Origin of the sequence: uncultured Caulobacter sp. (genome assembly GCF_947036865.1) — a bacterium.
Lineage (GTDB): Bacteria > Pseudomonadota > Alphaproteobacteria > Caulobacterales > Caulobacteraceae > Caulobacter.
The window spans coordinates 17,012-39,310 of the sequence record NZ_CAMQSF010000011.1; the positions used below are offsets into that span (position 1 = coordinate 17,012).

Below are 22,299 nucleotides of genomic sequence, written 5' to 3' on the forward strand. Positions count from 1 at the left end.
GGGCGGGATGATCATCGTGGTCGACGACGTCGACCGGGAGAACGAAGGCGACCTGGTCATGGCCGCCGAGCATGTCGACGCCGCCGCCATCGCGTTCATGGCCAAGGAAGGCAGCGGGCTGATCTGCCTGTCGCTGGAGGCCGGGGCCGTCGAGCGCCTGGGCCTGGCGCCCATGGTCGCCGACAACCGCACCCGACGCGGCACGGCCTTCACGGTCTCGATCGAGGCGGCGGAAGGCATCGACACCGGCATCTCGGCCCACGACCGGGCCAAGACCATCGCCGCGGCCACCGCGCCGGGCGCATCCGCCGTCGACCTGGTCTCGCCGGGCCACGTCTTCCCGCTGCGGGCCGCGCCGGGCGGCGTCCTGGCCCGCCGCGGTCACACCGAGGCCTCCATCGATCTGGCGAAACTGGCCGGACTGAGGCCCGCCGCCGTGATCTGCGAGATCATGAACCCCGACGGCGCGATGGCGCGGGGCCCGAGCCTGGACGCCTTCGCGGCGCGTCACGACCTGCCGATCGTCTCGATCGCCGAGCTGGTGGCCCATCGTCAGGCTGTGACCGAAGTGGCGCGCTCGCACCTGCCCAGCGCGCGCGGCGACTTTGAAGTCGTGGCGTTCCGGTCGGCGGAAGCTGAACACCTGGCCCTGATCGCCGGTCCGCGCGATGGCGCCGCGCCGTTGGTCCGTATCCACTCGGAGTGCCTGACCGGCGACGCCCTGGGCTCTGGGCGATGCGACTGTGGCGAGCAGCTGCGCGCCGCGATGGACCGCATCGGCCAGGAAGGCGGTGTGCTGATCTATCTGGGCGGTCACGAAGGGCGGGGCCTTGGCCTGGCCAACAAGATCGCCGCCTACGCCCTGCAGGACCAAGGTCTCGACACGGTGTCGGCCAACCATGCCTTGGGCTTCGTCGACGACGCGCGCGACTACGGCGCGGCGTGCCAGATCCTGCAGGCCCTGGGCGTGCGGCAGGTGCGCCTGATGACAAACAATCCGCGCAAGGCCGAGGCCGTGACGGCCGGCGGCCTGACCGTGGTCGAGCGCGTGCCGGTGCTGGCCCCGATCACCGCCGACAACGCCGCCTATCTCAACGCCAAACGCGACCGGCTTGGCCATGACCTCGGTCACGTCGCCTGAAAGGACCTCACGCCATGACCCATGATCTTCCCCGCATCGCCCTCGTCGTCAGCCGCTTCAATGCCGACATTGTTGACGGCCTGGTGCTGGGCGCCCGCGCGGTCCTCGAGGCCGAGGGCGTCAGCCTGGGCGAGGAGGACATCGTGGAGGCCCCGGGCGCTTTCGAGTTGCCGCTGATCGCCCAGACCCTGGCCGCCAGCGGGCGGTTCGATGGGATCGTCTGCCTGGGCTGCGTCATCAAGGGCGACACCGCGCACTTCGAGTATATCAGCCAGGGGGTCGCGGCCGGCCTGATGACTGCGGGGCTCAGCACCGGACGGCCGATCAGCTTCGGCGTCCTGACGACCTACGACGAAGACCAGGCCCTGGCCCGCAGCCGCGAGGACGTAGACAACAAGGGCCGCGAGGCCGCCCACGCCTGTCTCCAGGCCTGGCGGACGCTCCGGTCGATCAGATCACGCGCGGCCTAGACGGCGCCGCAGGCCGACGACCGCCCGGACTGAACGGCGTCGCCGATTGGGGAGCGGGTGACTGCCACAGGAACGGGCGAACACGCCCATTCCTGTGTCGAACACTCGACATCGAATACTGTCTAACCTCCTGACTTTGCTCTGGAACCAAAGTCTTTCGCTGGGATTGAAGCTGCAGTGAGCGGCCTCGGCAAAGGTTGTCCGGGCCGGCGGTGAGGACAGGGCCAGCCCATGACGACGGCGTCACGCGACAAGATCTTCGAAAAAGAACTGGTTTCGCAGATCCCCCACCTGCGCGCGTTCGCCCGCTCGCTCTGTGGGGATGCGGTTCAGGCCGACGACTTGGCCCAGGACGCCGTCGCCAAGGCCTGGCGCTGCCGTGAAAGCTTCGAGCTGGGCACCAACATGCGCGCCTGGACCTTCATGATCCTGCGCAACCAGTTCCTGTCTGAGAAGCGGCGCAGCTGGCGGTCGGTGGAACTGGATCAGGAACGGGCCGAGCAGACCCTGGTCGCCACCGACAATCCAGCCGCCGCGATCGAGCTGGACGATGTCCGCCAGGCGCTGATGGCGCTGCCGGTCCCGCAGCGCGAAGCCCTGATCATGGTCGGGGCCGGCGGCTTTTCCTACGAAGAGGCCGCCGCGGTGATGAACGTGGCGATCGGCACGGTGAAGAGCCGGGTCAACCGCGCGCGCACCGAGCTGCAACGCCTGCTGGAGACTGGCGACTATGCCCGCGATGGCCGCCCGGTCGGCGAGGCCATGGCCGCGCTCACCCCCTGGGACGTGGCGCAACGCGCCGACGTCGTGCTGGACGCGCAGTCGGCCGCGTGACGGCCGCCCCGCCCCCGGACACCACCCAGCGCCCGGCGACCAGCCTGCTGCGCAAGCTCGGACCTGGTCTCGTCACCGGGGCGGCGGACGATGATCCCAGCGGCATCGCCACCTATTCCCAGACCGGCGCGCAGTTCGGCTATGGCCTCTTGTGGACCATGGTCCTGACCTATCCGCTGATGAGCGCGATCCAGCTGGTCAGCGCCCAGATCGGTCGGGTGACCGGCAAGGGCCTAGCGGCCAATCTTGGCGAGGTGATGCCGCGCTGGGCGGTCAATCTGCTGGTGGTTCTGCTGCTGGTGGCCAACACCATCAACATCGGCGCGAACCTGGCGGCCATGGGCGCGGCCGCCGAGCTTCTCGCCCATCGCGGGTCCCACATCTTCACCGTGGGGTTCGCGGTGCTCTCGCTACTGCTGCAGCTCTTCGTGCCTTACCAGCGCTACGTCGCGTTCCTCAAATGGCTGACCTTCGTCCTGCTGGCCTATGTCGCGGTGCTGTTCACCGTGAAGCTCGATTGGACCTCGGTCATCCAGGGTCTGGTCTGGCCGCGCGCGCAGCCGTCGGCGGCGCTGATCACGGCGATCGTGGCCATCTTCGGGACCACGATCAGCCCGTATCTCTTCTTCTGGCAAGCCGCCCAGGAGGTCGAGGAGGTCAATCGCAAGGCCCATGCCAAGCCGCTGACCGAAGCGCCCAAACAGGCCGGCCGGGCCATGCGGCGCATCCGGCTCGACACCCTGGTCGGCATGGCCGTCTCCAACCTGGTGGCCATCGCCATCATGCTGGCCACCGCCGCCACTCTGCATGTCCAGGGCAAGACCGACATCACCAGCGCCGCCGACGCGGCGCGGGCCCTGGAGCCGGCCGCCGGGCGCTTTGCCTTCCTGCTGTTCGCGCTGGGCATCATCGGCACCGGCCTATTGTCCGTCCCGGTACTGGCCGGCTCGGCCGCCTATGCGGTCGGGGAGTGCCGCAAGTGGAAGTGCGGCCTGGCGCACAAGCCGTGGGAGGCGCCGGGGTTCTATGGCGTGATCGCCGCGGCCACCCTGCTGGGGGTCGGTATCGACTGGTCGCCGCTCGACCCGATGAAGGCGCTGTTCTGGAGCGCGGTGATCAACGGCGTGATCGCCGTGCCGATGATGGCGGCGATGATGCGGGTGGCTTCGCGGCCCGGCCAGATGGGGCAGTTCGTGGTCGGGCGCGGTGTGCGCCTGCTGGGATGGATCGCCACGGTCGTGATGGGCCTGGCGGTGGCGGCCATGGCGCTCTCGCCGCTGCTGCCGCGCGGCTGAAGCGGCCGGGCGCGGAGTCCTCGCGCAACTGGAACCGGGTCAGGTCCAGTTCCGTTGAGCCGATGGAACCGACGCCGAGAGATAGCGCCCGATGATCTACGACGCCCTCATCGTCGGCGCCGGCCCGGCAGGCCTGACGGCGGCTACCTATCTCGGGCGCTTCCGCCGCAAGGTCCTGGTGCTCGACGGCGGCCCGTCCCGCGCCAGCTGGATCCCCGAGAGCCACAACACGCCGGGCTTCCCGCAGGGAGTTGGCGGCGGAGCGTTGCTCGCCCGTATGCGCGACCAGGCCGAACGCTACGGCGCCGTGTTCCAGACCGCGCGGGCAGAGACCTTCGAGCGTCGCGGCGACCTTTTCGCGGTACGCCTCTCCGGCGAGAGCGGCGGAACGGTTCAAGGGCGCACCCTGCTGCTCGCCGCTGGCGTGGTGGACATCAAGCCCGACCTTCCCGGGATCGATGCGGCCATCCGGCGGGCGCTCGTGAGGATCTGCCCGATCTGCGACGCCTATGAGGCCATCGACCAGGCCATTGCGGTGCTCGGCGATGGGCCGCTGGGCGCGCGCGAAGCGATCTTCCTGCGCACCTATTCCAACCAGGTGACCTTGCTGCATCTGGGCGCGAGCGACGATCTCGACCTTGTGGCGCTGCGCGAGGCCGGCGTCACCGTGATGGCCACCTCGCTGGGCGCCGTCAGGCTGGAGGACCAGGTGATCGTCGAGACGGGCGACGGTCGGGCGACCTTCGACTGCCTCTATCTGGCGCTCGGGTGCGAGATGCAGAGCCGTCTGGCGGTGCGGTGGGGCGCCGAGCACGACGACGACGGCAACCTGAACGTCGACGCCCATCAGCGCTGCTCGATCGACGGCCTCTATGCGGCGGGGGACGTGGTCCGAGGCCTCAACCAGATCGCCATCGCCACGGCCGAGGCGGCGGTCGCGGCCACCGATATCCACCGACGCCTGCGGCAGATCGATCCTTCGCCCGGCGCCTGAAGGCGGCGCCGGGCGGGGATTACCCGTCGGCCTCTTCCTCGCGCTCGTCGAGGACGGCCATCGCGCCCATCAAGTCCAAGATCTGACGCCGCGCGGTGGACGGCAGGGCTGGAAAGTTCCGCGCCAACTCGACGCCCTCGGCCGACATCAGGAAGGCCTGCGTGGTGCGGGCGATCCGCTCGGCGTCCTGAGCCAGGGCGCTCTCGGGCTCGACGGGATCGGGCAAACCCTCGAAGAACCAGCCGACCGAGGTGTTCAGCACCGCCGCCATGCCGTGGAGCTTGGAGGCGCTGATCCGGTTGGCGCCGCGCTCGTATTTCTGGAGCTGCTGGAAGGTCAGGCCGACCGCGTCGGCCAGGGTCGTCTGGCTCATGCCCAGGCTCTTTCGGCGCAGGCGAAGCCGGGCGCCGACATGCAGATCGACGAAGTGGGGTGATGTTTCGGTCGGCACGTCGGTGCTCCCTGGGCGCAATTGTCCTCAGGGGACATGACGGTTGACCGCCGTTACGCCGAGTCGGTCCAGCAGCCAGCGGTCGCGCGCGGGCGAGTCTCGTCCCAGACGCGAAAGTCGAGACGCGCAACATCCCCGATCAGGGTTCGCGGCCACGGTCGGCCCGCCCCTCGCGCGTCCTCAGCCAAGGGCGCGCACAGCCGCCAAGAACAACATCAGGGCGCCGAGTAACCCGGCGATCCGGCTAGCGCCCAGAACCAGGCGCTCGAGGCCACGCGTGGTCACCGACGCGCCGAAGCTGCTGAAGGTTTCCAGCCCGGCCATATTGCGCCGATAGAAGCGACGGCGTTTGACCCACAGGTCGGCAGCGACGGCCAAGGCCACTAGCCCGATACCAACAATCCATTCCATGGCAGCCTCCACGCGCCGAACTCAACCCTGGATAAACTATCACACCCCTGGCGACATCCAGAGCCGAACGATCAAGCCACCCGCCCGTCAGGTCCGCCCACGACCCCGACAATCTCTTCGAGGCCGGAAGAATGTCCCGCCGCCGCGCGCCGCCGCCTTTGCGGCGGCGCGTCGCGACGCGCCTGCCCCCCCCTGGCCCAGCAAGCCGGAGCGCCCTCCCCGCCCCGGCCGCCTCTGGCGCCAGGCCTAGTATTCCTCGGCCAGCATCAGGGTCAGCACCCGCTTGGTCACGGCCGGGTCGGCCGGATCGGTCGAAGCCATGCAGAGGTCGAGGTCGTAGTAGTCGATCTTCCAGAAGAGCTTGGCGTCGCCGACCATAAAGGCCCCGCAATCGCGCTCGCCGTGCGGGTTGTTGTCCTCGTGGAAGTCGGTGAAGGCGGTCACGGCGGCGAAGGCCTTCAGCTTGTCGCCCTCAGGCAGCGCGTGAACGCCCTGGGTCAATACCCAGCCCGCGCCGGGCTCGGCGCGGCAGGCGTCGTTCAGGGCCGCGATGGCGGCGGTATGGTCTTGCTCGGTCATAGGAATTTTCTCCTAGGTGCTCGGGGTCAGGCGCAAAGCGCGCCTGACCCCGACGCCCGTCGGCGAGACCGGGTGTGCAAACGGAGGGGCGGCTTCGCGGGGACCCGGCTGCAGGACGGCCAAGGGCCGGCCGAAGCTGGGCGGAAGCCGATCCGAAGTGCGCCGAGGGCGGAGCCCTAAGCTGGCGCGTCCGCGTCAGCGGGCGCTCATGACAATGAAGCCTGCACAGGAGCCCGCGCGCAGCGCGTGGCGGGAGGCGGCGTCGAGCGTCCGGCGGCAGGCCAAAAGCCTGCCCGCAGGGGCGCGCCCGAGGGAGCGGCGAAAGCCGCGGGACCGAGCGTGCCCGCCGGTCGCTCGCCGGATCAGGCAGAGCCTGGCGCGAAAGCGCCGGGCGGCGCCCCGAGTAGCCCATTTGGACGCCCGCAACAGCGACGCCGGTCAGCGAACGCCGTTAACCAAGCTTGACAAGAGGCAAGTTTTGTGGTAGTATAGAAGTAGGATTGGGATTCCCTCAATCCGTTTTCAGCGCCCTTCAAACCGACGACTGAGAAAGAAATCAGATGAACTGAAATCTATAAGAGAGTTATAAATTGTATAATCCATTTATTCAACGCATTTTCCAATCCCGCCAAGCTCGCAACGGCGGGCTCGTTCGCCGCAATATCGGCTGGGTCAATCTTTTCGCCTCCATGGAACAGCTCGAAGCCGAGGTTCGCCGCCGCGGCTTCCACATGTTTGTCGTCGGCGACCAGGCGCTCATCCTCTGCAACAGCGGAGGCCTCACCTTGGTCTGCTAAAGCGCCCCACCACCGTCCTGGGCCTCTGGCCCAGGACGTATTCTCTTCACGGCCCCCGCCCCTGCGGGATGCGAATGACTCCCGGACAGGCGACGGAAGCTCTCTTTGACCGACACGAAGATCACCGAGGGGCTGCGCCCATCCAACCGCGTCCAGCGGGTCCTGATCTCATCGACCAGCTGGTTCATCGGCGAGTTCGCCGGCGATGATCTCTTGATCACCCACGCCTGGCCCAGCCTTGGAAACCGGGCGGCACGCCAGAGGATGCTGGCCGATCGCCATGCGCGCGGCGCCTTCGTGGCTGCGTTTCTGACCGACGACTACGAGAAGGCCCCAGGCGTCGTGGTCCCGCAATATGCCGGCTACGGCGAGATGTTCGCGGCCGGGATGAGCGTGCTGTTCGGCAAGCGCTTCGACGCCCATGGCTCGCTGCAGAACGATGGCATCTTCAACCTGCCCGATCTCAGCGCGTTCTCGACCTTCACCGATCCGGAGCTGCCGCAGAACAACCACCGTCCGCGCAAGACCCTGCCCGTCCTGCTGAACCTGGAAGAGGTCACCCGCCTCTATCCCGTCTGGACGGGCACGCGCGACATCCCGGCCCTGCACGCCTTCGACGCTGCGTGCCGCTTCTACATGCGCGCGCTACAGAGCAGCGAGCACGATCCCGAACAGGCCTATCTGCACCTGATCACGGCCGGCGAGATCATCTCCGAAGCCCAGTACCCGGCCGGCGGGCGGCTGCTCGACCCGGAGCTGGAGGCTCTCCTGCAGCGGATCGAGAAGGACCTGCCCGACGGCAAGGCCGCCGGCAGCACGCTGCGAAAGCGACTGTTCGAAATCAAGCGACGGTTCGTGACCACCTTCGTGGACTATATCGACCAGCCCTTCTTCGATGGGGGCGAGGCCGAGGCGGCATTCTGGTGCTTCCAGCCCGACAGCTTCAAGGCGTCCATCGGCGCGGCCTACGACCTGCGAAGCCGCTTCGTCCATACTGGCCAGTCATTCGCGGGCTGGGTCGAGCCCAGCCACCGGCTCAACGACGTCCAAGGCGGCCAGCCCGTCGTCAACGACAAAGACCTCCGCAAGATCCTGGAGCGCGCCCCGACCATCCTGGGTCTCGAGCGCGCAACCCGCTATCTGATCCTGCGCTTTGGCCAAGCGCGCCTCGGCCTCGACCTGACACCGCCCCCGCCACCCGAAACCACAGCCTAGCGACCCCAGACCGGGCATCCAGCGTTGAAGAACCCAACCGAAGGCGCGACAATGCGCCGGTTCATTCACCCGGGGGAACCGTGGGCCTCGCTGCGTTCAAAACCGTTCGACAGGCATTGGTGGCTTTCGCCGCCCTGCTGATGGCGGGGCTGTCCGTGCAGGCGCCGGTCGAGCAGGCCCATCTCGACGCGGACTTCGTTCAGGCCGCCAGCGCTTTGACCCAAGCGGCCGCACCCGCGGTCGCCGAGACGCAGGACGCTTCAACCTCCGTGAGACCGAGCGCGGTTCAGACCCCGACCGATCCTCACGCATCCGAGGCGCCGGCCTCGGGCGCGCATCATCACCATGCCGACGGCCCGCCCCTTCACGATCAGGTCGCGAACGCCAACGCTCCGACCATCGCGGCCACTGCAGCGGCTCGGTTCCGGCTGGACAATGACCACCGCGCCGGCCTGACCGGCAACCCGCAAGACCGCCCGCCCAGATCCGACCTCGAACCTATCGCCTAGACCGCGCGGCCCTGGCCGCGTCCTTCGTGTTCGAGGATTCCCATGTTTCTGAAATCTTCAGGCCGCACGTCGCGGCTCCATGCGCCCGCGCGCGCCTCCACTCTGCTGTCGTCGATTGATCACCGGAGCGTCGCTCCGTGAGCCCGATCCATGACCTCACCCTCTATGCCGCCGCCCATCCCTGGGCCGTGACGGCCGCCGTGCTGCTGGTCCTGATCGTCCTGATCGCCAGCCTGGTCTGGCTCTGGCAACGGCAGGCCGAGGAGATCCTCAGCCTCTACAAACAACCCGACGACGACCCACACCGGATCGATCTTGAGAACGGGCGCTTTCGGCTGGACATCGTGCGCCGCCACGCCGGCTGGCGGTTCGTGATCACCTGCCGTGACCACGATCTCAAACCCGGCGACGTGGTCGTGACCACAATCCGTCCGGACGGCTTGGGCCAGCGTTTCGACTTCGCTCGCCGCGGTCGACGCCTGCAATCGATCGTCAAGGTGCGTGAACCGCTGATCTTCGTGGCCCACGTGTCGATCAGCTGGGGCGGTTTCGACTCCACCTTCGTGATCGGCTTTGGCGGCGCCGTAGAACCGATCCGCGCCCACGGCGAAGTGCTCCGGCGCCCGGAGACCACCGCTGACAAAGGCTAGAGCGCCGACCTGGCGCGCCCGCCGGGTTCGCCCGGCGGGCCCTGGGGCTCGGCTCGCCCTACACTGGTGGACCGCGGAACGGATCGTTCTCCCGCAGCCAGCGCCGGGCCGGTCGCTCGACCGCGTGATAGACCGCCACCGACACAAGGAGGCACACCGCCAGGACCCCGAACCTGGCGCCCCAGGCCCAGACCCCGGTCGGCGGCGCCGGCAGGCGGTCCAGGACTTCGAAATAGGCGATGTCGACCGGCAAGTGGGTCATGTAGACCGCGTAGGAGATCTCGCCGAGATAGACCGCCAGCGGCGCGGCCAGGAGGGTGGCGCGCCCAGCCTTGTCCGTTTCCGCCAGGCAGAAGATCAGCGCCGCCAGGCCCGGCCAGATCCAACGATCGGCCAGACCCAGGGCGGTGGACAAGACGATCCAGACCACCGCGAGACCCGTACCCAGCAGCGCCAGCCTCGGCGACATCGACCGTGTCGCGCCCAACCGATGCAGGGCCACGCCCATGGCGAAGGACGGCACGATCCGCAACGCCCCGCCCTGGGCGGTCAACCGGGTCAGCGATCCGCCGAAGGTCTGCACGATCCCGTCGAGCGCGAAGAACAGGACGATCGCCAGCACCACGGCCAGAACGGGACGCGCGCGTAAGGCGATGGATGCGACGGCCGCCGCCGGGAACAGCAGGTAGGCGAACCATTCGGCCGAGATCGACCAGGATGGGAAGTTCCACTGCACGGTTGGCGTCGACCACCAGGCATGGATCAGCACCAGATGCTGCGGGATGGCGCTGGGATCGAAGGCCTGTGTCTCGAAGCTGGCGCCGGCCCAGCGGCCCAGGGCCCAGAGGACGATGGTCGCGCCCAGGGTCAGCAGATGCACCGGATAGAGCCGCGCCAGGCGGGCCCACAGGAAGGAACCGTATCGGAAGCGCCCCTCGGACCAGGCCTTCAGATAGACATGGGAGAGGATGAAGCCCGACAGGATGAAGAAGAGATCGACCCCGAGATAACCCTTGGCGATCAGACCGAACCGTTCGAGGTCGAGACCGAGGCGATTGCGGAAGTGGTAGACGAGCACCCAGGCGGCCGCGACGATGCGCAGGCCGGTCAGAGATCGAAGATCGGCTGGATACATGGTCCCCCCCGGGATGTTGATGGCCTAGCCCTCGCCGAGCATGCCGCCATCGCGGCGCGTTTCGGTTTCGCTCTCGACGCCCTCGACATTGCCGCCCGTCGGGCCGCCCTCGTCGATCATGCCGCCGTCCTTGCGGGGCGCGGGCTCCGGGGATGACGACGGCTTGCCATCGGTGCTGGTCGCCGCGTCGGGCTTGGGGGGATTGGGATTGGTCATGTGCTGCTCCTGAAAACTGGCCGTGGGGGCGGGTCGGGACGCGCCTGGCTCCGCGCTAGGCGGTCGCGGCCCCGGTGCGGTGTCGGTGGCCGCCATAGGCGACGACCTGGATCTTGCCGATGGTCGCCAACCCCACATCGGCGGCCACTTCCAAGGTCGCGGCCAAGGCGTCGAGCTTGGCGCGGCTGTCGACCATCTCGACGATCAGATGCTGTTCGGGAGCCAGGTCGCGGGCCTTGGCGCCGTGCAGCACCGCCTCGCCAAAGGCTTCTTCGATACGCAGCACCGCCGCGCCGGCGATGTCCATCTCGCGGGCGCGCGCCATAAGTACCGCGTCATAGGCGACCCCGTTCAGGGTCGCGCCGGCGTCCAGGTAGATCCGCAGGATGTGCAGGTCGTCTTCGTTCACGCGTCACCTCACGCTCTAAAGTCTGGCGCGCCCCAAGGTCTGGGGCGGCCAGCAGATTGAGGGCCGGCCGCCTAAGCGTGCCGCCCCTCCTCTCCGCACTCGGTCACTTCGGTCTGGATGGTGACGTGGTGCAGGTCGAAGTCGGTCTCTAGTCGGGTGGCGATCGCCGTGCGCACGGCCTCGCCCTGCGCTCCCTCTGTCAGCACGACATGGACGGTGCAGACCGCCTGGTCCGCGCCCGTGGTCCACAGATGCAGCTCGTGAACGCTGGCCACGCCAGGGGCCTCGGTAATGGCCTTGCGCACGCCGGCCAGGGCCATTCCGGGAGGCGCGCCTTCCAGGAGGATTCGGGTGGTGTCCTTCAAAAGGATCCAGGTCCGCGGCAGCACCCACAGGCCGATGCCGATGGCCACGATCGGGTCGACGAACCGCCAGCCGGTGATCTTGATGACGATGGCCCCGACGACCACGCCCAGCGAGCCGAGCATATCGGCCCAGACCTCGAGATAGGCGCCCTTGACGTTGAGGCTCTTGTCCTTGTGGCTGGCCAGAAGGCGCATGGAGATCAGGTTGATGACCAGGCCCAGCGCCGCGACGATGAACATCCCCACCGAGCCGACGGGCTCGGGGTTGAGGATGCGCTTGACGCCTTCGACCAGAACATAGATGGCGACGCCGAACAGCAGGATGGCGTTGAAAGCCGCCGCGAGGATCTCGAAGCGCCGATAGCCGAAGGTGAAGTCCTCGGTGGGCTTGCGCTGGCCGACCCGGATCGCCGCCAGGGCGATGGCCAGGGCGGCGGCGTCGGTGAACATGTGCGCGGCGTCTGACAGCAGCGCCAGGCTGTTGAAGGCGATGCCGGCGACGACCTCAGCGATCAGGAATGTCGAGGTCAGCGCCAGGGCTATGGCAAGCCGCTTGCCGTTCGCCTGGCTCGCGCCGTGATCGTGTCCAGCTCCCATTGAAAACCTCTCCTCTTCACGTGCGCCGAAACGCGCCTGCCAAGTTTGAGGGATCAACGCACGAAACCCGCCAAATGGGAGCTTCGCGCGCGCTCCCCCGCGTCTATTTCTTGTCGAGGATGGAGAGGGTCGCTTTCTCCATCGCGTCCTGGGTATCGAGGACGTTGAGATTGGCCTCATAGGCTTTCATAGCCTGCTTGAGGTCGAGGCTCTCGGCCAGGCTGTTGACGTTGGGCAGCAGCACGTAACCGGCGGCGTTGGCCGCTGGGTGGCCGGGGTCGTAGGCTTGAGGGAATGGTTTGGGATCGGCTTTCACGCCGCTCAACACCACGCCCTCATCGCCGCCCATCGGCTCGACCTTGAACACCGGGATCTGGCGGCGATAGGGCTCGCCGCCGGGGGTTCTGGCGGTCGAGTTCGCGTTGGCGATGTTCTCGGCCAGGATCTGGATACGCTTCTTCTGGGCTTGCAGTCCCGACACGGCGATCGCCGTGCTTCCCCCTTCGATCGGCTTACTCATTCAAGTGCTCCGTGGGTGGATATGAAGAACGGGCGGCGCGCCGGAGCTTGTCCGGCGCGCCGCCTTGGTCTTAGGCGTCGGCGGGTCTCCGGATTTCGGCCTTACGCAGGACGAAGCGGCAGATCGCCGGCAGGACGAAGAGCGTGAGGGCCGTGGCGGTGATCAGCCCGCCGATGACGACGGTGGCCAGCGGACGCTGGACCTCCGCGCCGGTGCCGGTCGCCAGGGCCATGGGAACGAAGCCCAGCGAGGCGACCAGACCGGTCATCATCACCGGCCGCAGCCGCTCCATGGCCCCGTCGATGATCGCCTTCTCCAGCGGCATGCCGGTGGCGAGGCGCTGTCGGATGGCGGTCATCATGACCAGGCCGTTCAGCACCGCCACGCCCGAGAGCGCGATGAAGCCGACGGCGGCCGAGACGGAGAACGGGATCCCGCGCAAGGCCAGGCCGAAGACGCCGCCGGCCAGGGCCAGCGGGATCGCCGAGAACACGGCCGCGGCCGGCGCGATGCCGCCCAGGGCCATGTAGAGCAGGCCGAAGATCAGCAGGAAGCAGAGCGGGACCACGAGCGCCAGGCGGCCTTGGGCGGCCTTCAGATTCTCGTACTGACCACCCCAGACCAGCCAGGAGCCGGCCGGCAGCTTGACCTGCGCATCGACCTTCTGCTGGGCCTGCGTGACGAACGAGCCCAGGTCCGCGCCGCGAACATTCGACTGGACCACGACGCGACGCTTGCCGTTCTCGCGGCTGACCTGGTTGAGGCCTTCCGAATAGGAGAACTTGGCCACGTCGCGCAGAGGCACCGAGGCGCGGGCGCCGCCCCCTGCCCGCTCAGGCAGCATGACCGGCAGGGCGCCGACGGCGTCCAGGTCGTTGCGGCTGGCGTCCGGCAAGCGGACCACCACGTCGAAGCGTCGGTCGCCCTGGAAGACCAGGCCGGCCTCGCGGCCGCCCATGGCCACGGCCAGGGTGTCGGCGACCTCCTCGACCGTCAGGCCGAGGCGACCGATGGCGTCGCGATCGAGCTGGACGTCCAGGGTCGGGAAGCCCGAGGTCTGCTCGACCTTGACGTCCGCCGCGCCCTTCACCGTCCGCAGGACCGTGGCGATCTCTTCGGCGGTGCGGCTCATGGCGTCGAGATCGTCGCCATAAACCTTGATCGCCACGTCGCCGCGCACGCCGGCGATCAGCTCGTTGAAGCGCATCTGGATCGGCTGGCTGAACTCGTAGGCGTTGCCCGTCAGGCCTTCCAGCTTGTTCTCGATGCGGCCGATCAGCTCGGCTTTGGTCTCATTCTTATTGGGCCATTCGTCCTTGGGCTTGAGGATGATGAAGGCGTCCGAGGCATTGGGCGGCATGGGGTCGCTGGCGACCTCGGCCGTGCCGGTCTTGGAGTAGACGAAGGCCACTTCGGGGAAACCCGCCACGACGCGCTCGATCCGGCGCTGCATGCGCAGCGACTGCTCCAGCGAGGTCGACGGGATGCGCAGGGCCTGGACGGCCATGTCCTTCTCGTCGAGCTGAGGCGTGAACTCCCGGCCCAGGAACCCGAAGGTCACGGCGGCCAGGACAAAGAGCGCCACCGCGCCGCCGATCACCGGCCAGGGCTTGGCCACGACCTTGTGCAGCAGCGGCTCATAGCGGGACTTGGTCCAGCGGACCGGCGCGACTTCCTTCTCGGCCACCTTGCCGTTGATCAACAGGGCGATCATGGCCGGGATGAAGGTCAGCGACAGCACGAAGGCGCCGGCCAGGGCCAGCATCACGGTGATGGCCATCGGCGAGAAGGTCTTGCCCTCCACGCCGGTGAAGGTCAGCAGTGGGGCGTAGACCAGGAGGATGATCGCCTGGCCATAGACGGTGGGCGAGATCATCTCGCGGGCGGCTTCGCGGGTTTCGCCCAGGCGCTCGGACAGCGTCAGGAGACGGCCCTCGTGGTGCTGGCGCTCGGCCAGGCGCCGCAAGGCGTTTTCGACGATGATCACGGCGCCGTCGACGATCAGACCAAAGTCCAGCGCGCCCAGGCTCATCAGATTGCCCGAGACGCCCAGCTTGTTCATGCCGATGGCGGTCATCAGCATCGACAGCGGGATGACCAGGGCGGTGATCAGGGCGGCGCGGAAGTTCCCGAGCAGCAGGAACAGCACCACGATGACAAGCAGAGCGCCTTCGGTCAGGTTCTTTTCGACGGTCTTGATGGTCGCGCCGACCAGCTTGGAGCGGTCGTAGACCACCTGGACCTTCACGCCGACCGGCAGACTCTTGGCCACCTCGGTCAGCTTCTCGGCCGAGGCGCCCGCGACGGTGCGGCTGTTCTCGCCGGTCAGCATCAGCACGGTGCCGACAACGACCTCTTCGCCGTTCTCCGAAGCCGCACCGGTGCGCAGGGCGCCGCCGAGCTTGACGGTGGCGACGTCACGCACGCGGATCGAGACACCTTCACGCGCCGCGACCGTGGCGTTGGCGATCTCGTCGACCGTGCGGACGCGGGCGTCGGCGCGAACGAGGAAGGCTTCCCCGCCCTTCTCGACGAAGTTGGCGCCGACGGCGAGGTTCGCCGCCTCCAGGGCTTTGGCCAGGTCGTTGAACGAGACGCCGACCGAGGCCATGCGGGTCGGATCGGGCTGGACGATGAACTGCTTTTCGAAGCCGCCGATGGAGTCGACACCGGCCACACCCGCGACCGAGCGCATCTGGGGCCGGACGATCCAGTCCTGCACTTCGCGCAGGAACGCCGCCTGGGCCGTGGGATCGGAAAGCCGCTCCCCCGTCGAGGTCAGGTAGGACCCGTCGCTCTGCCAGCCGGGCGAACCTTCGGTGACCTTGGCGCCCTTGCCGCCCGGATGCTCGAAGGCCACGGTCCACATCAGGACCTCGCCCAGACCCGAGGAGATCGGGCCCATGGCCGGTTCGGCTCCGGCCGGCAGGCTTTGGCGCACCTGGGTCAGGCGCTCGGCCACCTGCTGGCGGGCGAAGTAGATGTCGGTCTTTTCCTTGAAGACGATCGTCACCTGGGAAAAGCCGTTGCGCGAGATCGAGCGCGTGGACTCCAGGCCAGGGATGCCGGCCATGGCCGTCTCCACCGGGAAGGTGACGAGCTTTTCCACCTCGGCCGGGGCCAGGGTTCCCGAGACGGTGTTGATCTGGACCTGCTTGTTGGTGATGTCGGGCACCGCGTCGATCGGCAGGCGCACGAGGTTGTAGACGCCTAGGGCCGCGACCAGCGTGACCAGGGCGATGACGGCCCACCGGAAGCGGACCGAAAGGTCGAGGATACGGCCGATCATCGGGCCACCTCGCCGGTTTCCATGGCGTGGGGCTTGTCCTGATAGCGGACTTCCAGCTTGGTCACCGAGGCCAGCTGAAGCAGCGGAAAGGTCGCTTCAAAGCGAGCCGGCTCCCGGTCGGTGCGCTGGGGGCTGAGCGCCGCCAGGCGCGTGGGGACGGTGATCGCCCAGTGCCCGTCGGGATCGAAGGCGCTGACGTCGAGGTGGGCGGTGACCGGCGGCAGGCTGCGGCCTGGCGCGCGTCGGACCAGGCCCGACACGCGCAGGCCGTTGCCGGTATCGCGCGCCGAGGCGGTGATGATCTCGACGGTGCGGCCGCCGACACGGTCGATCGTCACCGCATCCTTGGCTTGGGCCGTTGAGGTGGTGAGCGAAGCGACCAGGGCGGCCGCGGCGAGGATGAGCTTAGTCTTCATGGCTCGCCTCCCCCTTGCCGAGTTCAGCCTTCAGCAGGAAAGCGCCCTTGCCGGCGATCTGCTCGCCGGTGCGCACGCCCGAGAGGATCTCGACCTGGCCGCCGCCACGGCGACCGACCCGGACCGGGCGCGGCTCGAAGCCGTTCTTGGTGCGCACGAAGACGACCTCGGCGCCATTGACGGTCTGGACGGCCTCGTCTGGTGCGGAGATGCGGCCGCTGACGCTGGCGGCGGCGCCGCGCGGGGTGATGCGCGCGCGCAGCGCCTGGCCGGGGGTCAGCATCGGGGCTTCGCCACTGACGGCCAGTACGGCGGTAGCCGAACGGTTCTCGGCGTCCAGCGCCGGGGTGATGCTGCGCACGGTGGCGTTCACCGAACCGCTTGCGGTCTCGACCACGGCCGCGTCGCCGGGCTTGACGCGCTGGGCGTCGGCGACCGGGAGCGCGGCCTGGATCTCGATGCGGCCCGGATCGGCGACCCGGAAGAGTTCGGAGCCGGCGGCGACATAGGCGCCGAGGGTGGCGGTGGCGGCGGTGATCCGGCCCGAAATCGGGCTGGTCACGGCCAGGGTGCGGCCATTGCCGCTGACGCCAGCGGCGGCGCTGGCGCCGCTCGCGCGCCGCAGCTCGGACTCGGCGATGGCGGCCTCGCGCTGGGCGGCTTCCAGGTCCTGGCGAGCGGTGATCTTGGCCTCGAACAGGCGCTGCTCACGGACCAGGGCCTGGCGGGCGGCGGCGGCCTTGGCGGCCGCGGCGCTCCGGTCGGCGCTGATGGCGGCGGCGTCGCGGCTCTCGATGGCGGCGATCACCTCGCCGGCGGCGACGGGGTCGCCCAGGCGCTTGTTGATACGAACGATGGCCCCGTCGGCGCGAGCCGCCAGGATCGCCGCGCCATTGGGCGTGGCCACCACCGTGGCCTGGGCCGGAACGGCCGCATCGAGCCCGCCGCCGGCCAGGGTCACCAGCTGGATGCCGTCGGCGGCGATGCGCTCGGCGGTCATCGCGACATGGGGCTTTTCGCCGGCGTGATCTTCCTTGGCCTCGGCGGCCGGGGCGTCCTTGGCGGGCGAGGACAGCATGGTCTTGCCGATCAGCACGCCGGCGCCGGCGGCCAGGACGGCGCTGACCGCCACGGCCGTCAGCAGGGTCTTTCTATCGTTGGACTTCATGGTGAGCTTTCCTATTGCGCGGCGGCGCGTTCGAGCGCGGCCAGCGCCTTGGCGCGTTCGAGGCGCGCGGCGATGAGTTCGGTGCGGGCGGTCGTCAGGGCGCCTTGCGCGTCGAGGACTTCGAGCAGCGAGAACTTCCCCGCCTCGAAGCCACCGCGCGCCAGATCGACGGCGGTTTGGGCCTGCGGGACGATCTTGCTGTCGAGCACTTCCAGCCGGGCATTGGCCGCGCGCAGCGAGGCTTCGCCGTCACGCACCGCCCGGACCGAGCGAGCCAGCGCCAGGCGCTCACGCGCCTCGGCGGCGGTCGCGTCGGCGCGAGCGGCCGCGACCGTGCCCTGGTTGCGATTGGAGATCGGGATCGGGGCCGTGAAGCCGACGATCATCGCCGAGTCGCCGGTCTGCTCGAACCGCCGCACGCCGGCCTGAACCGTCAGGTCCGGGCGGCCGGCGGCGCGCTCGCGATCGATGACGGCGCGGGCCGTTTCGAGGTCCGCGCGCGCCTGGCGCACGTCCAGGGTCTCGCTGGGATCGATCGTGGTCTGGGGGGGCGCGGCCGGGTCCTGACCGCGCACAAGCTCGATCGTCTCGCCCGCGTCGCCCCAGAGGGTGACGAGCGCGCGCCGGGCGGCCAGCGCCTCGGCTTCGGCGGCGATCACCGCAGCGGCCGCTTCGCGGCTGGCGGCTTCGGCGCGCAAGGCCCGCAGCGGCGGCTCGCGTCCGGCCTCGACCAGGGTGCCGGCGACCTTGGACAGCCCCTCGGCGCGGGCGGCGGTTTCACGCGCCAGGACCAGGCGATCCTGGGCGGCCAACGCCTCCGCGTAACGGACCCGAACTTCCTGGGTCAGGTCGGCCTTGGCGATGGTGAAGCCGATACGGGCGGCATCGACTTCGGCATTGGCGGCGGCGGCGCGGGTGCGGCGCTTGCCGCCCAGCTCCAGGCGCTGGCTAATCGTGGCGGTGGTTTCGGCGGCGCCGAACCGGCCATAGGGGCCCGAGCCGGCGAAGTTCTCCGATTGGAGGCCGGCTTCGGGGTTGGGCATCAGGCCAGCCTGGCGCGCGCGGCCTTCCGCCGCCTTCACCGAAGCTTCGGCGGCCGTGACAAGCGGTGACTGGGTCTGGGCGCGCGAAATGGCGGCGTCCAGGGTGAGCGGCTCGGCAGCGGCGCGCGAGAACGCGCCGACACCGGCGAGCGCCAGAACCGCGCCGAGAACGGCAGCGGGCCGGGCATAACGGGAATGCATGGGAGGTCCCTGTGTGAGAACTGACGATGGCGATTACGCGCGCGAAGGCGCGGCCAGGGTCAGGCTCGAGGGGGCTCGTTGGGGCCGTCAGGCATGCGCGAGGGCGGCATGTTGAGGGCCGAGGCGACCAACCGGATACGGTCGGCGGACACGACGTGCTGCGCCCCAACGACCGGGTTCATCAGCTGAGGCACATGGTGGCAGTGACCGCCCGGTTCGCCGCCTTTGGCGTCCGAGGCGTCCGCCGCGTCCTGGTCGTCGATCTGGGTGAAGCTCGCGGCTTCAGCCGCGGCGCCATGCTCGGCGGTCACCGACGTCTCCGGCGGACAGACGTCCAACCGGAACGACGGCGCGGCGACGGCGAGCACCAGCAGGCACGCGAAAAGCGCTCCCGTCCAAGTCTTCAGCCATGTCGGCACGTCGAACATAAAAGGGCCTATAGCGTCCGTGTTGCGTCGAGGAAATACGTTACAAGATACACTTGGCGTGGCGCATCAGCGCAGCCGCAAGGGTCAGATCCGGGTCCGCGGACGTGACCGGGTCACTGCACGCAAAGGCGTGCTGGTGGTGATATATTTCGCGAGAGCTTCCAGCCGGAAGTTGTAGATTCTAACCAACTTTTCGTGCTCAGCCTTAAACTTGAACTGCAAGGCCGCCAAACCGGTGATCTCGTTGGTGTGGCGAAGCAAGGTGCCGCGCGCACTCGGTTCGAGCCGGAAGTATTCGTACGATCGCGCGAAGAACGGCCCCGACTGGAACGCGACTTCCTCGGCCGGCGCCATGCCGATCACCTTGGCCCTGAACCGCAGCCGCTTCTCCGGGTTCGAACCGATGCGGATATAGACCCTAGCGCCCTGCACCGGCACGCCTTCGATCTCCCAGTGCGGGTGCCAGCGCGGATAGGCGCCAAACTCCGTCAAGGTTCGCCAGACCTTGGTCGGGGGCGCGGCGATATCGATCTCTGATTCTATGATCATGGGCGGCCTTTCGTCGCCTTGTCGCCCGCGCCCGATGGGGCCACGACGGGCTCCGGGCACGGGCGGTTCGTGGAAAGCAAGCAGACACGGAACAGCTCGCCGTCTATCGGCGGACTGGCCGTGGGCAAGTCGAAGAACGTGCAGTGGCGCTCGCGCCCGCGCAGATCCCAAAGGACCTTCGACGCGGTGCTCAGGATGTGGCCGTCGCGATCGAGGCGATCGGCTCGCACGAAGCGCGGCGCGGGACCGGCGGTGCGTCGGCAGACCGCGCCGTGGAAGCGCACGCCCTGGCCCTCGGCGACGGCGCGGACCGAGTCCAGCACAAAGCCGCGCGGGGTCGAAAGCGCGATCGGCTTGTCGATGGTGTCGGCCAGGGCCGAGCCGGCGATCGATGCGCCAATCATGGCCAGGCCAAGCGCCATGGCCGGGACGGATCGATGCCCGATCATGGCCGATGCCCCATGCCGATCACCGCCACGGCGATGGTTGCGGCGAGAAACACCATCGCGGCCACCAGGGCGAATAGGGCGCGGCGGGCCGAACGGCGGGCCCAGGCCGCGGCCTCGTCGTGGGATTCAGGGACGCTCATGCCCGGCGCTCCTTGTAAGCCAGGAGGCGCAGGGCGTTGGCCACGACCAGCAGGGTCGAGCCTTCGTGGAAGATCACCGCCTCGCCGATCTTCAAGCCAAACAAGGTCGCCGGGATCAGCACCGCGACCATGCCCAGGCTGACCCAGAGATTTTGGCGGATGATGCCGCTCGTCTTTCGGCTGAGCCCCACCGCGAACGGCAGATGGTTCAGGTCATCGGCCATCAAGGCGACATCGGCGGTCTCCAGGGCCACGTCCGAGCCAGCCGCGCCCATGGCGATGCCGACCGTGGCATTGGCCATGGCCGGGGCGTCGTTGACGCCGTCGCCGACCATCGCGGCCTTGCCGAACTGCTCGCGCAGGGCCTTGATCGTGGCGACCTTGTCCTCCGGCATCAGACCGCCACGGGCCTCATCGAGACCCAGATCACGGGCAATGGCGTCGGAGACCGACTGGTTGTCGCCTGACAGCATGATCATCCGGGTGATCCCGAGGGATCGCAGGCGCTTAATGACGTCGCGCGCCGCCGGACGGGCCGTGTCCATCAGGCCGAGCACGCCAAGATATCGGTCGCCATGGCGCACCATGACGACGGTGCGGCCATTGGCTTCCAGTTTCTGGGCCTCGCTCCACACATCTTCCGGCGGTCGCGGCCCCTCGGCTTCGAACAGGCCTGGCTTGCCGATCACGGCGGACTTGCCGTCCACCTGCGCCTGGATCCCCTGCCCTGTCAGGCTCTTGATGCTGGTGGCTTCCCGGCGGGCCTGGCCGTTCAGCTTGGCCTCGCCGTCGCGCACGACGGCGGCGGCCAGCGGGTGGTCGCTGAGCGCCTCGACCGCCACGGCGATGGCCAGCAGTTCGTCTTCCTCGACGCCTTGGGCCGGGACGATATCGGTCAGCTTGGGCTTGCCTTCGGTCAGGGTGCCGGTCTTGTCGAAAGCCAGGGCCGTCAGGGTGCCCAGGTTCTCCAGCGGACCGCCGCCCTTGACCAGGACGCCGCCGCGGCCGGCCCGGGCCACGCCGCTCAGCACCGCACTGGGCACCGAAATGGCGAGAGCACAGGGGCTGGCGGCCACCAGCACGGCCATGGCGCGGTAGAAGCTGCGGCTGAAGGGCTCATCGAGCACCAGGAAGGCCAGCATCAGGGTCGCGACCAGGACCAGCACGGCCGGAACAAAGACCTTCTCGAACCGGTCGGTGAAGCGCTGGGTGGGCGAGCGCTGGGCCTCGGCCTCGGCGACCATGCGCACCACGCGGGCCAGGGTGCTCTCGCCGGCCTTGCGGGCCACGCGGATGTCGAGCGCGCCCGCGCCATTGATGGTGCCGGCGAACACACGGTATTCCGCGCTGGCCTTGGCGAAGTCGAGATCGCGATCGGCGCTGGCGCGCTTGTCGACGGGCACGCTTTCGCCGGTGACCGGGGCCTGGTTGACGCTGCTGTCGCCCGCCACGACGACGCCGTCGGCGGCGATGCGCTCATTGGGCCGGACCAGGATGATGTCACCGATCTCCAGGGCCTCGACGGCGACGTCCTCGGTCTTGCCGTCACGGCGGACCGTGGCGCGCTCGGGGGCCAGCTTGGCCAGGGCCTCGATCGCCCGGCGGGCCCGGCCCATGGCATAGTGTTCCAGCGAGTGGCCCATGCTGAACAGGAAGAGCAGCAGTGCGCCCTCAGCCCATTGCCCGAGCGCCGCGGCCCCGGCGGCGGCCACCAGCATCAAGGTGTCGATCTCGAACTTGCGCTTGCGCAGGTTTTCGATCGCCTCGGTCAGGGTGAACCAGCCGCCGAACAGGTAGGCCGCCAAGTAGAAGGCCAGCGGCATCCACCCATCGGCCTTGAGGCTGATCAGCCACCCGACCAGCAGCGTCGCGCCGCACAGCAGGGCGAAGATGAGTTCGGTTCGCTCGCCAAACAGCCCACCATGGGCGTGGCCATGGCCGCCCTCCCCGTCGCCATGCTTGTGGTCGCCCTGATCGCCATGGTCATGGCCTTCATGGGCATGCGCAGACTTGCTGGTCATGGCGCTC

General features: G+C 68.7%; 26 protein-coding genes. 9 read left to right on the top strand and 17 right to left on the bottom strand.

The genetic code is table 11. The features are described 5' to 3' along the window. Positions 1-7 precede the first annotated feature (7 nt). The 5 genes from ribB to Q0V34_RS08755 all read left to right on the top strand — a co-directional run bounded on the left by ribB (position 8) and on the right by Q0V34_RS08755 (position 4,734). The gene (ribB, locus tag Q0V34_RS08735; protein WP_231732214.1) at positions 8-1,141 is read left to right on the top strand and encodes a 3,4-dihydroxy-2-butanone-4-phosphate synthase; all 1,134 of its coding nucleotides are present in this window, start codon (positions 8-10) and stop codon (positions 1,139-1,141) included. Between the two features lie 14 nt (positions 1,142-1,155). Further along, positions 1,156-1,611, top strand: coding sequence for a 6,7-dimethyl-8-ribityllumazine synthase (gene ribH / locus Q0V34_RS08740; protein WP_062099896.1), 456 nt, complete (start codon positions 1,156-1,158; stop codon positions 1,609-1,611). Positions 1,612-1,842: 231 nt separating this feature from the next. Further along, positions 1,843-2,445 carry a sigma-70 family RNA polymerase sigma factor gene (locus Q0V34_RS08745; protein ID WP_066683756.1) on the top strand — a complete coding sequence of 201 codons (603 nt, stop codon included), beginning with the start codon at positions 1,843-1,845 and terminating at the stop codon, positions 2,443-2,445. Further along, complete coding sequence (locus tag Q0V34_RS08750) at positions 2,442-3,740, top strand: Nramp family divalent metal transporter (RefSeq protein WP_062099897.1); 1,299 nt, start codon at positions 2,442-2,444, stop codon at positions 3,738-3,740. Before Q0V34_RS08745 ends, Q0V34_RS08750 begins: the two co-directional genes overlap by 4 nt. Positions 3,741-3,831: 91 nt before the next feature. Further along, the gene (locus Q0V34_RS08755; RefSeq protein ID WP_062099898.1) at positions 3,832-4,734 is read left to right on the top strand and encodes an NAD(P)/FAD-dependent oxidoreductase; all 903 of its coding nucleotides are present in this window, start codon (positions 3,832-3,834) and stop codon (positions 4,732-4,734) included. A 19-nt stretch (positions 4,735-4,753) separates the two neighbouring features. Here Q0V34_RS08755 and Q0V34_RS08760 read toward each other — a convergent pair whose 3' ends face one another. The 3 genes from Q0V34_RS08760 to Q0V34_RS08770 form a co-directional block, all read right to left on the bottom strand. Beyond that, positions 4,754-5,185: a helix-turn-helix domain-containing protein gene (locus Q0V34_RS08760; protein ID WP_062099899.1), complete on the bottom strand. Its 432-nt coding sequence runs from the start codon at positions 5,183-5,185 to the stop codon at positions 4,754-4,756. Between the two features lie 180 nt (positions 5,186-5,365). Further along, entirely contained in the window at positions 5,366-5,596 is a 231-nt protein-coding gene (locus Q0V34_RS08765) for a hypothetical protein (protein ID WP_062099900.1), read from the bottom strand. A 246-nt stretch (positions 5,597-5,842) separates the two neighbouring features. Further along, complete coding sequence (locus Q0V34_RS08770) at positions 5,843-6,175, bottom strand: DUF3768 domain-containing protein (protein ID WP_066730511.1); 333 nt, start codon at positions 6,173-6,175, stop codon at positions 5,843-5,845. 590 nt (positions 6,176-6,765) lie between these two features. On the opposite strand from Q0V34_RS08770, the gene Q0V34_RS08775 reads away from it, so the two are divergent. From Q0V34_RS08775 to Q0V34_RS08790, 4 genes are all read left to right on the top strand, one after another. Next, on the top strand, positions 6,766-6,972 hold the full coding sequence (locus Q0V34_RS08775; RefSeq protein ID WP_062095592.1) for a hypothetical protein: 207 nt from the start codon (positions 6,766-6,768) through the stop codon (positions 6,970-6,972). A 105-nt stretch (positions 6,973-7,077) separates the two neighbouring features. Then, a complete protein-coding gene (locus Q0V34_RS08780; protein WP_062095594.1) occupies positions 7,078-8,187 on the top strand; it encodes a HEPN domain-containing protein in 1,110 nt (369 codons plus the stop codon). Between the two features lie 80 nt (positions 8,188-8,267). Next, positions 8,268-8,696: a hypothetical protein gene (locus tag Q0V34_RS08785; protein WP_297510718.1), complete on the top strand. Its 429-nt coding sequence runs from the start codon at positions 8,268-8,270 to the stop codon at positions 8,694-8,696. A gap of 137 nt (positions 8,697-8,833) precedes the next feature. After that, a complete protein-coding gene (locus Q0V34_RS08790) occupies positions 8,834-9,346 on the top strand; it encodes a hypothetical protein (RefSeq protein WP_062095599.1) in 513 nt (170 codons plus the stop codon). 58 nt (positions 9,347-9,404) lie between these two features. Here Q0V34_RS08790 and Q0V34_RS08795 read toward each other — a convergent pair whose 3' ends face one another. The 14 genes from Q0V34_RS08795 to Q0V34_RS08860 all read right to left on the bottom strand — a co-directional run bounded on the left by Q0V34_RS08795 (position 9,405) and on the right by Q0V34_RS08860 (position 22,292). Continuing rightward, entirely contained in the window at positions 9,405-10,481 is a 1,077-nt protein-coding gene (locus Q0V34_RS08795) for an acyltransferase (RefSeq protein WP_062095602.1), read from the bottom strand. Positions 10,482-10,505: 24 nt separating this feature from the next. Continuing rightward, positions 10,506-10,697: a hypothetical protein gene (locus Q0V34_RS08800; protein WP_062095604.1), complete on the bottom strand. Its 192-nt coding sequence runs from the start codon at positions 10,695-10,697 to the stop codon at positions 10,506-10,508. 55 nt (positions 10,698-10,752) lie between these two features. Further along, positions 10,753-11,106, bottom strand: coding sequence for a DUF190 domain-containing protein (locus Q0V34_RS08805; protein ID WP_062095606.1), 354 nt, complete (start codon positions 11,104-11,106; stop codon positions 10,753-10,755). Positions 11,107-11,177: 71 nt separating this feature from the next. After that, positions 11,178-12,068 (bottom strand): cation diffusion facilitator family transporter, encoded by an 891-nt coding sequence (locus tag Q0V34_RS08810; RefSeq protein ID WP_062095608.1) that lies wholly within the window; start codon positions 12,066-12,068, stop codon positions 11,178-11,180. A gap of 103 nt (positions 12,069-12,171) precedes the next feature. Then, the gene (gene flgC / locus Q0V34_RS08815) at positions 12,172-12,588 is read right to left on the bottom strand and encodes a flagellar basal body rod protein FlgC (protein ID WP_062095610.1); all 417 of its coding nucleotides are present in this window, start codon (positions 12,586-12,588) and stop codon (positions 12,172-12,174) included. 70 nt (positions 12,589-12,658) lie between these two features. Beyond that, on the bottom strand, positions 12,659-15,877 hold the full coding sequence (locus Q0V34_RS08820; RefSeq protein ID WP_099503341.1) for a CusA/CzcA family heavy metal efflux RND transporter: 3,219 nt from the start codon (positions 15,875-15,877) through the stop codon (positions 12,659-12,661). Beyond that, positions 15,874-16,293, bottom strand: a complete 420-nt coding sequence (locus Q0V34_RS08825) for a hypothetical protein (RefSeq protein ID WP_062096444.1) — start codon at positions 16,291-16,293, stop codon at positions 15,874-15,876. Before Q0V34_RS08825 ends, Q0V34_RS08820 begins: the two co-directional genes overlap by 4 nt. Then, complete coding sequence (locus Q0V34_RS08830; protein ID WP_062096442.1) at positions 16,283-17,461, bottom strand: efflux RND transporter periplasmic adaptor subunit; 1,179 nt, start codon at positions 17,459-17,461, stop codon at positions 16,283-16,285. The genes Q0V34_RS08825 and Q0V34_RS08830 overlap by 11 nt, the downstream gene beginning before the upstream one ends. 11 nt (positions 17,462-17,472) lie before the next feature. Then, the gene (locus Q0V34_RS08835) at positions 17,473-18,705 is read right to left on the bottom strand and encodes a TolC family protein (protein ID WP_066730480.1); all 1,233 of its coding nucleotides are present in this window, start codon (positions 18,703-18,705) and stop codon (positions 17,473-17,475) included. 59 nt (positions 18,706-18,764) lie between these two features. Beyond that, entirely contained in the window at positions 18,765-19,133 is a 369-nt protein-coding gene (locus tag Q0V34_RS08840; RefSeq protein WP_066682844.1) for a hypothetical protein, read from the bottom strand. An 84-nt stretch (positions 19,134-19,217) separates the two neighbouring features. Next, positions 19,218-19,682 carry an SRPBCC family protein gene (locus Q0V34_RS08845; protein ID WP_066682845.1) on the bottom strand — a complete coding sequence of 155 codons (465 nt, stop codon included), beginning with the start codon at positions 19,680-19,682 and terminating at the stop codon, positions 19,218-19,220. Continuing rightward, complete coding sequence (locus tag Q0V34_RS08850) at positions 19,679-20,131, bottom strand: hypothetical protein (protein ID WP_127846984.1); 453 nt, start codon at positions 20,129-20,131, stop codon at positions 19,679-19,681. The genes Q0V34_RS08845 and Q0V34_RS08850 overlap by 4 nt, the downstream gene beginning before the upstream one ends. Further along, positions 20,128-20,271, bottom strand: a complete 144-nt coding sequence (locus Q0V34_RS08855; protein WP_156449688.1) for a hypothetical protein — start codon at positions 20,269-20,271, stop codon at positions 20,128-20,130. The genes Q0V34_RS08850 and Q0V34_RS08855 overlap by 4 nt, the downstream gene beginning before the upstream one ends. Then, positions 20,268-22,292, bottom strand: coding sequence for a heavy metal translocating P-type ATPase (locus Q0V34_RS08860; protein ID WP_099503339.1), 2,025 nt, complete (start codon positions 22,290-22,292; stop codon positions 20,268-20,270). The genes Q0V34_RS08855 and Q0V34_RS08860 overlap by 4 nt, the downstream gene beginning before the upstream one ends. Positions 22,293-22,299: the final 7 nt, after the last annotated feature.